At 67.7% G+C, this 14,483-nt stretch carries 8 protein-coding genes and 2 riboswitches; of the genes, 3 read left to right on the top strand and 5 right to left on the bottom strand.

What is annotated here, in order from left to right; genetic code table 11:
- Nucleotides 1–25: 25 nt before the first annotated feature.
- The 4 genes from atzF to VK92_RS24020 are packed head-to-tail and all read right to left on the bottom strand — an operon-like array spanning nt 26 to nt 6,907.
- Entirely contained in the window at nt 26–1,885 is a 1,860-nt protein-coding gene (gene atzF / locus VK92_RS24005) for an allophanate hydrolase (protein ID WP_048027218.1), read from the bottom strand.
- Complete coding sequence (gene uca / locus VK92_RS24010) at nt 1,882–5,487, bottom strand: urea carboxylase (RefSeq protein WP_048027220.1); 3,606 nt, start codon at nt 5,485–5,487, stop codon at nt 1,882–1,884. Before uca ends, atzF begins: the two co-directional genes overlap by 4 nt.
- Nucleotides 5,484–6,140: an urea amidolyase associated protein UAAP2 gene (locus VK92_RS24015; protein ID WP_027792692.1), complete on the bottom strand. Its 657-nt coding sequence runs from the start codon at nt 6,138–6,140 to the stop codon at nt 5,484–5,486. The genes uca and VK92_RS24015 overlap by 4 nt, the downstream gene beginning before the upstream one ends.
- 11 nt (nt 6,141–6,151) lie before the next feature.
- On the bottom strand, nt 6,152–6,907 hold the full coding sequence (locus VK92_RS24020; protein ID WP_048027222.1) for an urea amidolyase associated protein UAAP1: 756 nt from the start codon (nt 6,905–6,907) through the stop codon (nt 6,152–6,154).
- 57 nt (nt 6,908–6,964) lie between these two features.
- Nucleotides 6,965–7,098, bottom strand: a riboswitch (guanidine-I (ykkC/yxkD leader).
- A gap of 434 nt (nt 7,099–7,532) precedes the next feature.
- Nucleotides 7,533–7,654, top strand: a riboswitch (guanidine-I (ykkC/yxkD leader).
- 138 nt (nt 7,655–7,792) lie between these two features.
- Between VK92_RS24020 and VK92_RS24025 the strand changes: the two genes are divergently transcribed.
- Together VK92_RS24025 and VK92_RS24030 are read left to right on the top strand one after the other, a co-directional pair.
- Complete coding sequence (locus tag VK92_RS24025) at nt 7,793–8,815, top strand: ABC transporter substrate-binding protein (protein WP_048027224.1); 1,023 nt, start codon at nt 7,793–7,795, stop codon at nt 8,813–8,815.
- A 426-nt stretch (nt 8,816–9,241) separates the two neighbouring features.
- Complete coding sequence (locus tag VK92_RS24030; protein ID WP_048027226.1) at nt 9,242–11,386, top strand: FAD-dependent oxidoreductase; 2,145 nt, start codon at nt 9,242–9,244, stop codon at nt 11,384–11,386.
- A 117-nt stretch (nt 11,387–11,503) separates the two neighbouring features.
- Here VK92_RS24030 and VK92_RS24035 read toward each other — a convergent pair whose 3' ends face one another.
- Nucleotides 11,504–11,692, bottom strand: coding sequence for a hypothetical protein (locus tag VK92_RS24035; RefSeq protein ID WP_021158119.1), 189 nt, complete (start codon nt 11,690–11,692; stop codon nt 11,504–11,506).
- 616 nt (nt 11,693–12,308) lie between these two features.
- On the opposite strand from VK92_RS24035, the gene VK92_RS24040 reads away from it, so the two are divergent.
- The gene (locus VK92_RS24040; RefSeq protein WP_048027227.1) at nt 12,309–14,420 is read left to right on the top strand and encodes a radical SAM protein; all 2,112 of its coding nucleotides are present in this window, start codon (nt 12,309–12,311) and stop codon (nt 14,418–14,420) included.
- Nucleotides 14,421–14,483 lie beyond the last annotated feature (63 nt).

The raw sequence follows: 14,483 nt of genomic DNA on the forward strand, positions 1-14,483 counted from the left end.
CCCGTGGCATCGCGCGACCGGACGTTCATTGCGAGGCGCTGCTCGCGGCGTGGGCGCGATACGCCCGCCAGCCGCCGAAGCGCGTGATGTCCGTCGCCTCGTCGAGCGCCGCGCTTTCGCACAGGAAGCCCTGCACGCGCGACCCGTCGGCGAGCGTCAGCGTGCCGATGCCGAGCGGCGCCGCAATGCCCGCGACGAAGCTGCCGTACGCGTCGACCGGCATCTCCCAGATCTCGACCGCGATCGGCGCACCGCCTTCCGGCACGCGCACGAGCCCCGGCTTGGCGACGCTGCCGCCGGATGCCGCGCCGGACAGCGCGTAGAGGCGGTACGTGGCCGCCGTCGTCGTCGCCGCGACGAAACGCGCGCGTCGCTGCGTGAGCTGCCCGTTCAACGGCTCGCCTCGCAGATGCGCACCGACGACGGCCACGCGCACGACGCCGGTGGCTTCCGTCGGCGCCGCGTCCGCCGTTGCAGCGCCCCCGGCCTCACGGACAGCCTGATCGCCGTCGCCCCACGCCTGGGCGAGATCGAGCAGCCACGCATCGTCGTGCGCGCGGCCGACGAACGTGATCCCGAACGGCAACCCCACGTGCGCCCCGGTCTTGCAGACGCCGGCAGGCACCGCGATCGCCGACAGGTCGAGCAGGTTGACGAAGTTCGTGTAGTAGCCGAAGCGCGAATTGATGCCGATCGGATCGGCTTCGAGCGCGTCCACGGTCGCGGTCGTGGCCGAGGTCGGCATCACGATCGCGTCGAGCCCGGCCCATGCGCGGGCCGCCTCGATGCGCAGCGTCGCGAGCCGGTCGAACGCGGCGAACGCGTCGGCCGCGCTGAAGCGCGACGCGCCGCCGACGATCGTGCGAATCACCGGATGGAGCGCATCGGGCTCCCGCGCGGCGAATGCGCCGAGTGCGGCAAGCCGCTCGGCAACCCACGGGCCCTCGTAGAGCAGCCGCGCGGCGGCCAGGAACGGGCTGAAATCGATCTCGACGATCCGCGCGCCCGTCGCCCGCAGGCGTTCGAGCGCCGCCCCCCAGGCCGCGCGATACGATTCGTCGCCGAAGAATTCGAGCTGATCGGCACGCGGTACGCCGAAACCCGACCGGCCGAGCGAACGCACCCGGTCGACATCCGGCTGCGGCTGCCATGCGCGCCCGTAAGGATCGCCTTCGGTCACGCCCTGCGCGACGGCGAACACCGACCGTGCGTCGTCCGGCGAGTGCGCGAACACCGACACGCAATCGAGCGACCGGCAAGCCGGCACGACGCCGAGCGTACTCAGCACGCCGCGGGTCGGCTTGAGTCCGACGAGCCCGTGAAACGCCGCCGGCACGCGCCCGGAACCGGCCGTGTCGGTCCCCAGCGAGAATGCCGCGACGCCGAGCGCGACCGCCACCGCCGACCCCGAACTCGATCCGCCCGACGCGTAGCGCGGATCGAGCGCATTGCGGCACGCGCCGTACGGCGAGCGCTGCCCCGACAGCCCGGTCGCGAACTGGTCGAGATTGGTCTTGCCGACCGGAATCGCGCCGGCCGCGATCAATCGCTCGACGACGGGCGCGCTGCGATCCGGCGTGTACGCATAGGCCGGACAGGCCGCCGTCGTCGGAATGCCGGCGAGGTCGATGTTGTCCTTGATCGCGAACGGTACGCCGTAGAGCGGCAGCGATGCGATGTCGCGCCCGGCCAGCGCGTCGGCGTAGGCCGTCATCTCGGCGTGCGTCAGCGGCCGGATCCACGCATGGTGTGGATCGCCCGCGTCGAAATGCGCGGCGATCGCGTCGACGAGCGCGTGCGGCGTCAGGGTGCCCGCCTCGTAGCGCGCGCGCAGCGCGGCGATCGAGCCCGGCCCGGGCAGCGGCGAACGTTGTGTCGTGCTCATGCGACCTCCTCGGCGGCGCCGGTCTTCTGCACCATCAGCCGCTGGCCGGCCACGACCGCCGCGCCCGGTGCGCAATCGATGGTCTCGATCGTGCCGTCTTCCATTGCCGTCACCGCCACCTCCATCTTCATCGATTCGACGATCGCGACGACCTGCCCTTCGGTCACGCGCTCGCCGGGTTCGACCAGCACCTTCCACACGCTGCCCGACACGTCCGCGGCAATCGCGCGCTGCGTATCGTCGAGCGCGGCCGTTTCCCGCGCCGCCTGCACGTCGCCCTGCTCCGCTTCGCCGACGTACTCCGCGTGCCCGGCCGCCCGCCACCGCTCACGCTCGGCTTCGAACGCGGTTTGCTGCGCGGCCTTGAACGTCGCAATCGACTCCGCCTCGTCGCGCAGAAAGCGGTTGTACGCGCCCAGGTCGAACACGGATTCCTCGATCTTCAACGACGCGCGGCCCGCGATGAAATCCGCGCGCAGCGCAGCCAGCTCGGCCTCGCTGACTTCGTAGAAGCGGATCTCGTCGAAGAAGCGCAGCAGCCACGGCTTGCCCGCTTCGAACTCCCGCGTGGTGCGGTGACGGTTCCACATCTGGACGGTACGGCCGACGAACTGGTAACCGCCGGGCCCTTCCATGCCGTACACGCACAGATACGCGCCGCCGATGCCGACCGCGTTCTCGGGTGTCCAGGTGCGCGCGGGGTTGTATTTGGTCGTCACGAGCCGGTGCCGCGGATCGATCGGCGTCGCGACCGGCGCGCCGAGGTAGACATCGCCAAGCCCCATCACCAGATAGCGCGCGTCGAACACGATGCGCTTCACGTCGTCGACGCTCGCCAGCCCGTTGATCCGCCGGATGAACTCGATATTGCTCGGACACCACGGCGCATCGGGCCGCACCGACTGCATGTAGCGCTCGATCGCGATGCGCGTCGACGGGTCGTCCCACGACAGCGGCAAATGCACGATGCGGTTCGGCACGCGCATGTCGGCCACGTCGGAGAGCTCCCGCTCCGCGGTCTGCAGATGCGCGAGCAGTGCATCGAGCGGCAGCACGCGTGCATCGAACTGCACCTGAAGCGAGCGGATGCCCGGCGTCAGGTCGAGCATGCCGGGCAACCGGTGCGCGTCGAGCCAGCACATGAGGGCGTGCACGCGAAAGCGCAGGTTCAGGTCGAGCACGAGCGGCCCGTATTCGACCAGCACGTTGCGATCGCCCGAGCGCCGGTAGACGACACCGATACCGCCGGCCGACGGGTCGCGATGCAGCACGCATTCGCCGGGCGTGGCGCAGGCAGCAGTGGCAACGTCGTGCGTCGGTTGCACGATCGCAGCAGCCGGCTGCCCGGCCGACGCGGCCGCGCGCACGAACTGCACGGTATCGCCCGGGCGCAACTGCCCGAGCTTCCACAGCTCGTCGCGCACGACCGTCACCGGGCACACGAAACCGCCGAGGCTCGGGCCGTCCGGGCCGAGGATCACCGGCATGTCGCCGGTGAAATCGACCGCGCCGATCGCATACGCGTTGTCGTGGATGTTCGACGGATGCAGGCCGGCCTCGCCGCCGTCCGCGCGTGCCCATTGCGGTTTCGGGCCGAGCAGCCGGACGCCGGTGCGGCTCGAGTTGTAGTGGACCGTCCACTGCGTGCCGTAGAGCATCGCGATGTCGTCCGGCGTGAAGAAGTCCGGCGCGCCGTGCGGGCCGTCCAGCACACCGAGCGTCCACGCATGCGTCAATGCGGGAATGTCGTCTTCGGCCAGCGTCGCGCCGGCGTCGCCGCGCCCCGCGTCCGCGTGCAGATGCAGCACGTCGCCCTTGCGCAGCGAGCGCCCCGCGTGACCGCCGAACTGGCCGAGCGTGAAGGTCGCCTTGCTGCCGAGATAGTCGGGCACCTGCAGCCCGCCTTTCACGGCCAGGCACGCGCGCACGCCCGCGCCCGTCACGCCGCCGAGCTTCAGTACCGTGCCCGGTCGGGCGCGCAGCACCTGCCAGAACGGCGCGGGCTCGCCGTCGAGCGTTGCCGCGAGCGGCGCGCCGCCGAGCACGAACAGCGTCGCGGTATTGAAGCGCAGCGTCGCGCCGACCATCGTGAACTCCAGCCCGGCCGCGTCGCGTGCGTTGCCGAGCAGCGCGTTGGCGAGATCGAACGCGCGATCGTCCATCGGACCGGACGGCGGCACGCCGACGCTCCAGTAACCGACGCGCCCGGGCGCCTGCTGCACGGTGGTCTGCACGCCCCCGTCGAGCACGTCGATCGTGTGCGGCGCGAATGCGAAGCGCGACAGGAACGCCGTCGTCGGCGCGCCGCGCGCGAATGTGTCAGAGCCGGCAATCGCGCGCAGGTAGTCGAGGTTGGTTTCGATCCCGTACAGCTCGGTCCGCGCCAGCGCGGCCTGCAGTGCCGCCAGCGCATCGCGGCGCGTATCGCCGCGCACGATCAGCTTCGCGAGCAACGGATCGTAATGCGCGCTGACCTCGGTGCCCGCGTCGATCCAGCCGTCGACGCGCACGTCGTCCGGAAAGGCGACATGCGTGAGCACGCCGGCACTCGGCTGGAACTGCTTGTGCGGATCCTCCGCATAGAGCCGCACCTGGATGCTCGCGCCGCGCGGCGCGACGGCGAGTGTGTCGACCGGCGGCAGGTCGCCTTCGGCCTGCAGGATCATCCATTCCACGAGATCGATGCCGGTGACTGCTTCGGTCACGCAATGTTCGACCTGCAACCGCGTGTTCACTTCCAGGAAATAGAACCGGCGCGCGTTCGCGTCGAACACGAACTCGACCGTGCCGGCCGACGCGTAGCCGACCGCGCGGGCGAGCCGCACCGCGCTCGCGTGCAGCGTGTCGCGCTCGGCATCGGTCAGGTCCGGCGCGGGTGTCTCCTCGATCACCTTCTGGTTACGGCGCTGCACGGAGCAATCGCGTTCGCCGAGCGCGATCGCGCCGCCGCGGCCATCGCCGAAGATCTGCACTTCGATATGCCGCGCGTGCTCGACGAATTTCTCGAGATACACGCCCGCATGCGCGAAGTTCGCCTTGCCGAGCCGCACGACGGATTCGAAGGCCGCCTCGAGCTGCGCGGCGTCACGGCACAACGACATGCCGATCCCGCCACCGCCGGCCGTACTCTTCAGCATCACCGGATAGCCGATCGCACCGGCTTCGGCAAGCGCCGTCGCCACGTCGTCGAGCAGGCCCGTGCCCGGCAGCAGCGCGACACCCTGCGCGGCCGCGAGCGCGCGCGCGGTGTGCTTGAGGCCGAACGCGCGCATCTGGTCGCCGCGCGGCCCGATGAAACGCACGCCCGCCGCTTCGCATGCATCGGCGAAACCGGCATGCTCGGACAGGAAGCCGTAGCCGGGATGCACGGCCTGTGCGCCGGTCTCGCGCGCGGCGGCGAGGATCGCCGCGACGTTCAGGTAGCTCTCCGCCGCCGGCGCGGGGCCGATCCGCACGGCTTCGTCGGCGAGCGTCACGTGACGCGCGTCGCGGTCGGCGTCCGAGTAGATCGCGACCGACGCAATGCCGAGCCGCTTCAGCGTCCGGATCACGCGGCACGCGATCTCGCCGCGGTTCGCAACGAGGACTTTGGCGAATCTCATTCGGCCTCCCACACGGTGAGACGCACGGGCGTCGGGTTGTAGCCGTTGCACGGGTTGTTCAGCTGCGGGCAGTTCGAGATCAGCACGGTGACGTCCATCTCCGCCCGCATCTCGACGTACTTGCCGGGCGCGGAAATGCCGTCCTCGAACGTCAGCCCGCCGAGCGGCGTGACGGGTACGTTCATGAAGAAGTTGACGTTGCCGACGAGATCGCGCTTGGTGAGCCGCGCGCCCGTGCCGCACGTGCAGTGCGCGATTGCATTGAGGAAGCTGTCGCGGCAGTTGTGCATGTGCCGCTTGTCGAGCGCATAACGCACCGTGTTGCTCTCGGCCGCGCATGCGCCGCCGAGCGTGTCGTGACGCCCGCACGTATCGGCGACGATCGTCGCCATCGCGTTGCCCCGGCTCGACAGCAGCACGCTGCCGGCGCTCAGGTACAGGTTGCGCTGCGCGCGGATCGTGTCCTGGGCGCTGTAGCGCTCCTCGGGGTCGTCGGACCGGTAGAACAGCGTGTCGACGGCCTGGTTGCCTTCGAGGTCGAGGATGCGGAAGACCTGCCCGCGCTTCAGGTCGTGCAGCCACGGTTCGCCCGCGTTCAGCGTGATGTCGTGGATCGCGTCGCGCGGGTCGAGGCGGCTTTCGATGATCGGCATGGTGCGGCTCCTTACGCGAACAGGCGGTCGGTGTTGGTGAAGCCGCGCATGTTCTCGGCGCACGCGCGCCGGCACGGATCGTCTTCGGGGGCGGCGGCGTCCGCCGGATACGCGCGGTATGCGATCAGCTTCACCGGCTTCGGCGCATAGTCCGCGCGCGGATCGAGCGGATGCGGCGCGGTCGAGAATGCCGCGAGCGTGTTCATCTCGAAGCGCAGGTCGACGGCACTGCCGGCCGTCGAATGGCCGGGGACGAAATCGAGCGTGCCGTCGTCCGCCGTCTCGAGCTTGCTGAAGAAATTGACGTTCGCGGCGAGGTCGCGCGCCGACAGCCCGTACTTCGCGAGTTCGAGCACGAGGCTGTCGCGGCCGTTGCGGATCATCGCGTTGCGATCGGCCTGGTACGTCGTCGTGCCGTACTTGTGTGCGAACAGGCGCGCGTCGCCGACGCCGCCGAGCGGGTCGTGCCAGCCGAGCGTGTCGGCCGTGATCGACGCGATCACGCGCCCCATGTCCGTGTACAGCGCATGGCCACGCGTGAGATGCGCGGTGTGCTGCGCCTTCAGCGTATCGGCCATGTTGTAGCGTTCGAGCGGGTCTTCCTGGCGATGAAACACGGCGGACAGGTTCGCACCGCCTTCGACATCGACGATGCGCAGCGCGAGGCCGCGGCGCAGGATGCCGGACCAGTGGGTGCCGGCGGGAATCAGCGTTTCCCACGCGACGTGCGGTGGTGGGGCGAGGACGGCTTGGGGGCTCGGCGACATGGCGGCTCCGTGGTCGGTTGGATAAAAGGCGTGAGAGGGCGACCGAACGACATCGCGACCTCCCGGGCTTTTATCCCTCCGTGGAGCCTCGCCGTTGCCTCGTATCGAGGCGAAGGCAAGACCGGATTGCTCTCGGACCAGGCATCGTGCGGCGCAAACGCCGCATGACCGGAACCCTAGCGATCCTGAAGATGATGCAAATTGCTTCGCACCTCTCGGGCAACGATCTAGCGAGTTGCGTGCCAGCCTCGACGAAACGGCTGCACAACGCGGTGCGGCGGCCCGCGCGTGCGCCGCGTGCACGACATGGCGGCGGCCCCGTGCCCTCGCGGCGGGCGTGCCGCGCACCAGGCGAACGCGATCCCGCACCGGTGCAGTGCGTGTCGCATGCGCATGCACGGCACGATCCGCAGTGGCATGGGCATTGCATCGATGGCGGCACCTTCACTCGACATCCGACCGCTCATGAACAAGCTCGACCTGCTCCGGCGCGTGCTGACAGCCCTCTTCTCCGCCCGCTTCATCGAACTGCAACGGGCCGCGCGCCGCCGCTGAGCCGCCCTCGTCGCACGTCGTTGGCACGGTTTTCGCTCGGCATGACGCCGAGAGGTGCGGCGGCGTCGCATCTTAGGGGTGCTAGGGTTCCGGTTCATCGAACGTCTGGTCCGAGAGCAGCCCGGCACGGGTTCGTCCGATCGCGAGAGCGGACGCGCACGCGCTACACGGCGGGACAAAAGCCCGGGAGACTGGCGATGGCAACGGCCATCGCGCCTCTCCGTGGCCGCTTCGTTCGTTCCGCATCCACAGGAACCGGCTACGCAGCCGGACCGTGCTCCTGCACGGTCCGTATCGACGATCCCGATCCCGGTCTCCTGGAGAAACACGATGACCCGTCCCGCCTCGGCACTCCGCCGCCTGCTGTCCTTCCGTTCCGCCCGTCGTGCATGGGGTGCCGCCGCCACGGCTGCGGCGCTGCTCGCGGCGCCCGCCGTTCACGCGGCGGCGCCGCTGAAGATCGGCTACAGCGACTGGCCCGGCTGGGTCGCGTTCCAGGTCGCGCTCGACAAGGGCTGGTTCAAGGAGGCCGGCGTCGACGTCGATTTCGAATGGTTCGATTACTCGGCGTCGCTCGACGCGTTTTCCGCGGGCAAGCTCGACGCGGTCGCGGCAACCAACGGCGATGCGCTCGTGACGGGCGCATCCGGCGCGAAGAACGTGATGGTCCTGCTGACCGACTATTCCGCCGGTAACGACATGATCATCGCCAAGCCGCCGCTGCGCGGCGTCGAGGGGCTGAAGGGCAAGAAGGTCGGCGTCGAGCTCGGCCTCGTCGATCACCTGTTGCTCGAGACCGCGCTGCAGAAGCACGGATTGAAGGATGGCGACGTGACGCTGGTCAATGCGAAGACCAACGAACTGCCGCAGGTGCTCGGCTCGTCGGCCGATATCGCCGCCGTCGCCGCATGGCAGCCGAACGCGAACGAGGCGTTGAAGCGTGCACCGGGCGCACGCGCGATCTTCACGTCGGCCGACGCGCCGGGGCTGATCTACGATGCGATCACGGTCGCGCCCGCGAGCCTCGCCGCGCGCCGGGCCGACTGGGCCAAGGTGATCAAGGTCTGGTACCGCTGCGTCGCGTACATCAACGACCCGAAGACGCAGGCAGATGCGGTCAGGATCATGTCCGCGCGCGTCGGGCTCACGCCGGAGCAATACCTGCCGCTGCTGAAAGGCACGCACCTGCTCGACGAAGCAGCCGCGAAGCGTGTGTTCCGCAAGGGCGACGGTCTCGATTCGATCTATGGGTCGACGCGCAACGCGAATGCGTTCAACGTGCGCAACGGCGTGTACAAGCAGTCGCAGAATGTCGATGCGTATATCGATCCGCGATTCGGGATGTCGAACTGACCGTTGCGTGCGGTCGGAATTTTGACGGCTCGCTCAGGGTAGCGCCTGTTCACGCTGATGGCAGGCTTGCGCTGGGCCCGGAAGGGCCGAGCGCAAGGATTGCGACGACCAACGGAAGTCCCCGTGGGGCGAAGCGAATACTCGACGTATTCGCGAGGAGCACGACGCGGCGATCGGCCCTTCTGGGGGCCAGCCCCACGAATGAATTTTTTAAACAGGGGGACGTGCCTCTTTTCCATCATTTCACTCATTCTCCCCAATCGTTTCTCAAACAAAAATTGATTGATTTGGCGAAACCGCATTCGCATACTGCGCAAGCTTCGTTCGCAATGCGTTGTCGTTGTCCTGAATCGGTCCCGACGCGCTGTGCCAGCGGCAATCGGGATCGATATCGCGCGGTTTCCACTCTCTCGATGGAGAAACGTCATGGGCGTTACCGTCATTCCCCGGCTGCTCGGCCTGAAGAACGAGAAGAAGATTGCCACCACCGTTGGCGAAGCCCGGTTGAGCGGGATCAACTACCGGCATCCCGATTCCGCGCTGGTGTCCTATCCGGTCGCCGCCGCCGGGCCGTTGGGCACGCTGCCCGCCGGCAACTACAGGATCGCCATCGTCGGCGGCGGAGCAGGCGGCATCGCCGCACTCTACGAACTCGGCCGGCTCGCGGCGACGCTGCCGGCAGGAAGCGGCATCGACGTGCAGATCTACGAAGCCGATCCCGATTCGTTTCTTCATGACCGGCCGGGAATCAAGGCGATCAAGGTACGCGGGCTCAAGGCCGGAAGAGTGTCGGCGGCGCTCGTTCACAACGGCGATCCCGCCAGCGGCGACACGATTTACGAAGTCGGCGCGATGCGCTTTCCGGAAATCGCCGGATTGACCTGGCATTATGCGTCCGCCGCATTCGGGGACGCGGCACCGATCAAGGTATTTCCGAATCCGGGCAAGGTGCCGACCGAATTCGTGTTCGGCAATCGGGTCGATCGTTATGTCGGGAGCGATCCGAAAGACTGGGAAGATCCGGATTCGCCGACGTTGAAGGTACTGGGTGTCGTCGCCGGCGGGCTGGTGGGCAACCCGGAAGGCGAGAATGTCGCGATGTATCCGATCGCCAACGTGGATCCGGCCAAGATCGCGGCGATCCTGAATGCGGCTACGCCGCCGGCCGACGCCCTCGAGCGGATTCAGACGAAGTACTGGCCCGAGTTCATCGCGCAATACGATGGCCTGACGCTCGGCGCAGCCGTCCGCGAGATCGTGACGGTTGCGTTCGAGAAGGGAACGCTGCCGCCGGTCGACGGTGTGCTCGACGTCGATGAATCGATCAGCTACTACGTCGAGCTGTTCGGCCGCTTCGGCTTCGGCACCGGCGGCTTCAAGCCGCTGTACAACATCTCGCTGGTCGAGATGATGCGGTTGATCCTCTGGGACTATTCGAACGAATACACGCTGCCGGTCACGGAAAACGTCGAGTTCATCCGGAATCTGTACCGCAAGGCCCAGGACGTCGGCGCCGGAAAGCTGGCCGTCCAGGTTCGTCAGGAACGCGTCGCGAACGCCTGCCATTCCGGCACCGCGTCGGCGCGCGCGCAACTGCTGTCATACGACAGCCATAACGCCGTCCACGCCGAAGCCTACGATTTCGTGATTCTCGCTGTCCCGCACGATCAGTTGACGCCGATCGTCAGCCGCAGCGGCTTCCAACATGCGGCCAGCCAGAATCTGGGGGACGCGGGCCTGGGCCTCGAAACGCATACGTACAACCAGGTTTATCCGCCGCTGCTGCTGAGCGATAACAGCGCCGCCGCGAACGCCCGGATCGTCACGGCGATCGGCCAGCTTCACATGGCGCGCTCGTCGAAGGTGTTCGCCACCGTCAAGACCGCCGCGCTCGACCAGCCGTGGGTCCCGCAATGGCGCGGCGAACCGATCAAGGCCGTCGTCTCCGACAGCGGCCTCGCGGCGAGTTATGTGGTGCCGAGCCCCATCGTCGAAGGCGGCCAGGCGCCCGAGTATTCGAGCCTGCTCGCCAGCTACACGTGGGAAGACGATTCGACCCGGCTTCAGCACGATTTCGGGTTGTATCCGCAAAACCCGGCAACCGAGGCCGGTACGGCGGACGGGATGTACCGGACGATGTTGAATCGCGCGTATCGGTACGTGAAGTACGCGGGCGCGTCGGATGCACAACCGTGGTGGTTCTATCGGCTGCTCGCGGAAGCACGCACGGCGGACCGCTTTGTGTTCGACTGGACGACCAACAAGACGGCCGGCGGCTTCAAGCTCGACATGACCGGCGACCATCACCAGAGCAACCTGTGCTTCCGGTATCACACGCATGCGCTCGCCGCGTCGCTCGACAACCGCTTCTTCATTGCCAGCGACAGCTACAGCCACCTCGGCGGCTGGCTCGAAGGCGCGTTCATGAGTGCAATGAATGCGGTGGCGGGCCTGATCGTGCGCGCCAATCGCGGCGACGTGAACGCGCTGTCCAGTGCCGCGCGTCCGCTCGTGACCGGTTTGCGGCCCGTCGTGAAGGTTCCCGCAGCGGAGCTGGCCACCAGCAAGTAATCCGCGAACGAAGAGACGCGCGCGTCGCGCGTCGTCATGCGCCCGCCGCACGGCGGGCGCGTTTCATATCGATCGAAACAGGGCGCGCGGACGGACGGCGGAATCGGTGTATCCGGATTAGCGCTCGCTCACCTTCACGCGCGGCAGCCATTCCGCCTCGGCACCCTGCGTGCCTTTCAATTGGGCGGGAATCGCGTCTTGCACTTGCGCGTCGTGGCGGCGTACCGCCTCGGTGTCGAGATGACGGCCGTCGAACGTCGACTGGCGACGGGTAATCATGTTGATGCGGAGGCGTTTTGCCGCCATGGTCGGTCTTCCTTGAAAAATCGGCACCCCGCCGACTGGCGAAGTGCAATAGATGTACGTGAGAAAGATGTCGCCAGGATGACGTGATGTGAAACACACGTCTCCCGCCATCCTACGGCGGCGGCGCATGCACCGCAATGACTTCGAGCAAGCATCGCAGGTCACTTCTCCGCGATCCGCTTGCCGTTCGGCTTGATGGGTCGTTTCAAGGAGGGCACTCGATGCGCGCCGCACGATCGACACGCTCCGCACTGGGTGCGGCGTCGAGGTACAACAGGGCGAAGGCCTGCCGGACGTGACGCCGTTCAACTTCGACCGCATCTGACCGCGCCGGTCGGGCCTTGATCGGGCCGCCGTTATAATCGGTGCGACTCTGCCGCGGCCGCGCTTGTCGGCTGCCGGCTACACGCCGGGATGATTTCCCTTTCGGGTGCGACGCGCTCGAGGATTCCTTTCTCCCCGAGCGTGAAGCGCGTTGCGCCATTCCCCGCGCCCGCCATTCGTGCCCGGCCGGGCAACGAATGGTGACTGCGCGAGTTGCTTCAGATATGACGGTTTCCCGTGCTGCCACCGGGTTCACGGGAATCCTCGACAAAAAAGACAGAGGGCCTCGCCGATGCCGGTTTCCACTGGTTTTGACCGCAACGCATTCAGGGCGTATCCGCTGGACGGCGCGCTGCTGCGCTTTCACCCCGCGACAGGAACGCACGTCCGGATCGAGAATGCGTCGACCCGCCACTTGCGGCGCCTCGCACCCCGGGTCGTGATGTTCGGGATAACGAACAAGTGCAATCTGACTTGCGATTTCTGCTCGCGTGATGTGCGGCGCGACAGCGCCTGGTCCGCCGAGTCGGCCGCTAACGTCCTCCGCGGCCTCGCCGCAGCGGGAACGCTGGAAGTCGCCTTCGGCGGCGGAGAGCCGTTCGCGTTCCGTGGATTCGCCGAGCTGATCGACATCCTTCATCACACCACGCCGCTTGCACTGAACGTCACGACCAATGGAACGCTGATCCGGCGCAACACGTTTGCGCCCTACGCGGGCCGCTTCGGCCAGGTTCGCGTCTCGCTCTACGACGACGTGCGCTGGCGCGACGCGGGCGCGGTCCTGTCGGAATACGGGCAAAGGTGGGGCGCCAACCTGATCGTCGACGACGCGGTACTGCCGGGCCTCCCGGCACTGCTGGCCGAACTGGCCGCGCTGGGTTGTCAGGATGTCTCGTTGCTGTCCTACATCGGCCCCGATTTGCGCAGGCACCTTTCGCCGAGGGGGCGCGCGCAGCTCGCGGCCATCGTGCAGGATTCGCCGATCGTCTGCCGCCTGTCGGTGTGCTTCGGCGACGCGGTGCCCGTATCCAGATTGTTCGACGGAGCCGATGGCAGTGGCGACTGCGGCGCGGGGCTCGACTTCGTCTCCATCACGCCCGATCAGCGCATGCAGGGCTGTTCGTTCCAGGACGGCGGCCTGCCTGCCGCCAGTGCGGAGGACATCTTGCACGGGTGGCGCAACGCGCGTGCGTACCTGGAGCAACCCAGCACGCGGCGCGGTTGCGCACGTCGCGGCGCAGATGCCGGTCGAACCCGGTCAACGCCACCGGTCAGCGTGTGGCAGGCATTCTCCGGCAACAACAGCGGTGAGTGCGTGATGGTCGCGAAATTCGAGACCATCGCGGATGCGGACGCCTACCTCGCCCAACTGCTGCCGTCATGGGCGCCCGATGCCGAGTATTCGTCCGAGTGGAAACGCCTGTTCAAGGAAGAAGCGGTCGCGGGGCCGGGCTTGTCGGGCGGAGGGTCGCCTCGCGAGCTGGCGGCGATCGGCCGCTCGGTGATCGCGACGGGATACGAGGCAGACGACCTGTTTCCGGAATTGCGTGCGCTGGCCTGGAAGAAAGGCGCATACGTGGTGCCCGGCGGCATCCACGCCCACGACGTGTTTCTGCTGGCCGCGGTGCGTGCGTCCGGCGCGGACGACGCACGCGATCTGGCTGCGCGGAAGCCCCATCCCGCCGCCAGGACCTGGCTGCATGGAGAGGTCGTCCTCGTCACGCTCGAGCTGCAGGGTGACGGCGCGCCAGGTGAACTCGTCGAGATCCGGCAACTGCTCACCGACTATTGCGCCGGTCGCCCGCTCGCCGCGGAACTCGTGTTCGACGACATCGACGACTCGGCCATGCTGTCGGTCAAGAAGCGGCTCGGCGCGGAAATCGGTCGAACGCCAAGGCTTGCACTGCATTTCGGCTCGCGCGAGGATTCCGCCGAGCGCGCGGTTCGATTCGCGCAAATGATCGCGGAAGGCCAGGCCGACGTCGCCGGCACGTGTGTGCTGGTATCGGGAATCGAGCGCCGCAAGCGGCTCGCGGTGCTCGCCTATCGGCAGGGTGCGCATGTCGGCGCCATCGACGGCCCGGAAGTGCGCGTCAGCGCCTGGTTTTTCGTGCGTGATGCCGCACCCCGGAAAGGCCGGCGCGCGGAACCCGGCGAGATCGATATCGGCCTGGTTCGCGAAGCGCTTCACCAGCGCTTTCCGGGCGGCGTTCGCATCGAAGTCAAGGCGGGATATCGTCGGGGTATGGCCTTCGTGAACATCGTCACCGCGGACCCCGGATATGCTTTCGGTCAACTCGAGCAGCTTGCGGCGTCGTTCGATGCGAGGCTCGGCATCGGGGTGCACGAGGTCGATCCGCTGGCGTTTGCCGTTCGACGCGTGATCGCGGACGTGTATTCCTGACCTGGGGCGCTACGCACCGGGCGCACGCAATCGCCAGGCGCCAATTCGCGTGCTACGCCAACA

Origin of the sequence: Burkholderia sp. LK4 (assembly GCF_001043615.1) — a bacterium.
In the GTDB taxonomy this organism is placed as follows: Bacteria; Pseudomonadota; Gammaproteobacteria; order Burkholderiales; family Burkholderiaceae; genus Burkholderia; species Burkholderia cepacia.

Bases quoted from the DNA above. Each gene is read 5' to 3' on its own strand.
- uca (WP_048027220.1), bottom strand. From the start codon at position 5,487: ATGAGATTCGCCAAAGTCCTCGTTGCGAACCGCGGCGAGATCGCGTGC.
- VK92_RS24040 (WP_048027227.1), top strand. From the start codon at position 12,309: ATGCCGGTTTCCACTGGTTTTGACCGCAACGCATTCAGGGCGTATCCG.
- VK92_RS24035 (WP_021158119.1), bottom strand. From the start codon at position 11,692: ATGGCGGCAAAACGCCTCCGCATCAACATGATTACCCGTCGCCAGTCG.
- VK92_RS24025 (WP_048027224.1), top strand. From the start codon at position 7,793: ATGACCCGTCCCGCCTCGGCACTCCGCCGCCTGCTGTCCTTCCGTTCC.
- atzF (WP_048027218.1), bottom strand. From the start codon at position 1,885: ATGAGCACGACACAACGTTCGCCGCTGCCCGGGCCGGGCTCGATCGCC.
- VK92_RS24015 (WP_027792692.1), bottom strand. From the start codon at position 6,140: ATGCCGATCATCGAAAGCCGCCTCGACCCGCGCGACGCGATCCACGAC.
- VK92_RS24030 (WP_048027226.1), top strand. From the start codon at position 9,242: ATGGGCGTTACCGTCATTCCCCGGCTGCTCGGCCTGAAGAACGAGAAG.
- VK92_RS24020 (WP_048027222.1), bottom strand. From the start codon at position 6,907: ATGTCGCCGAGCCCCCAAGCCGTCCTCGCCCCACCACCGCACGTCGCG.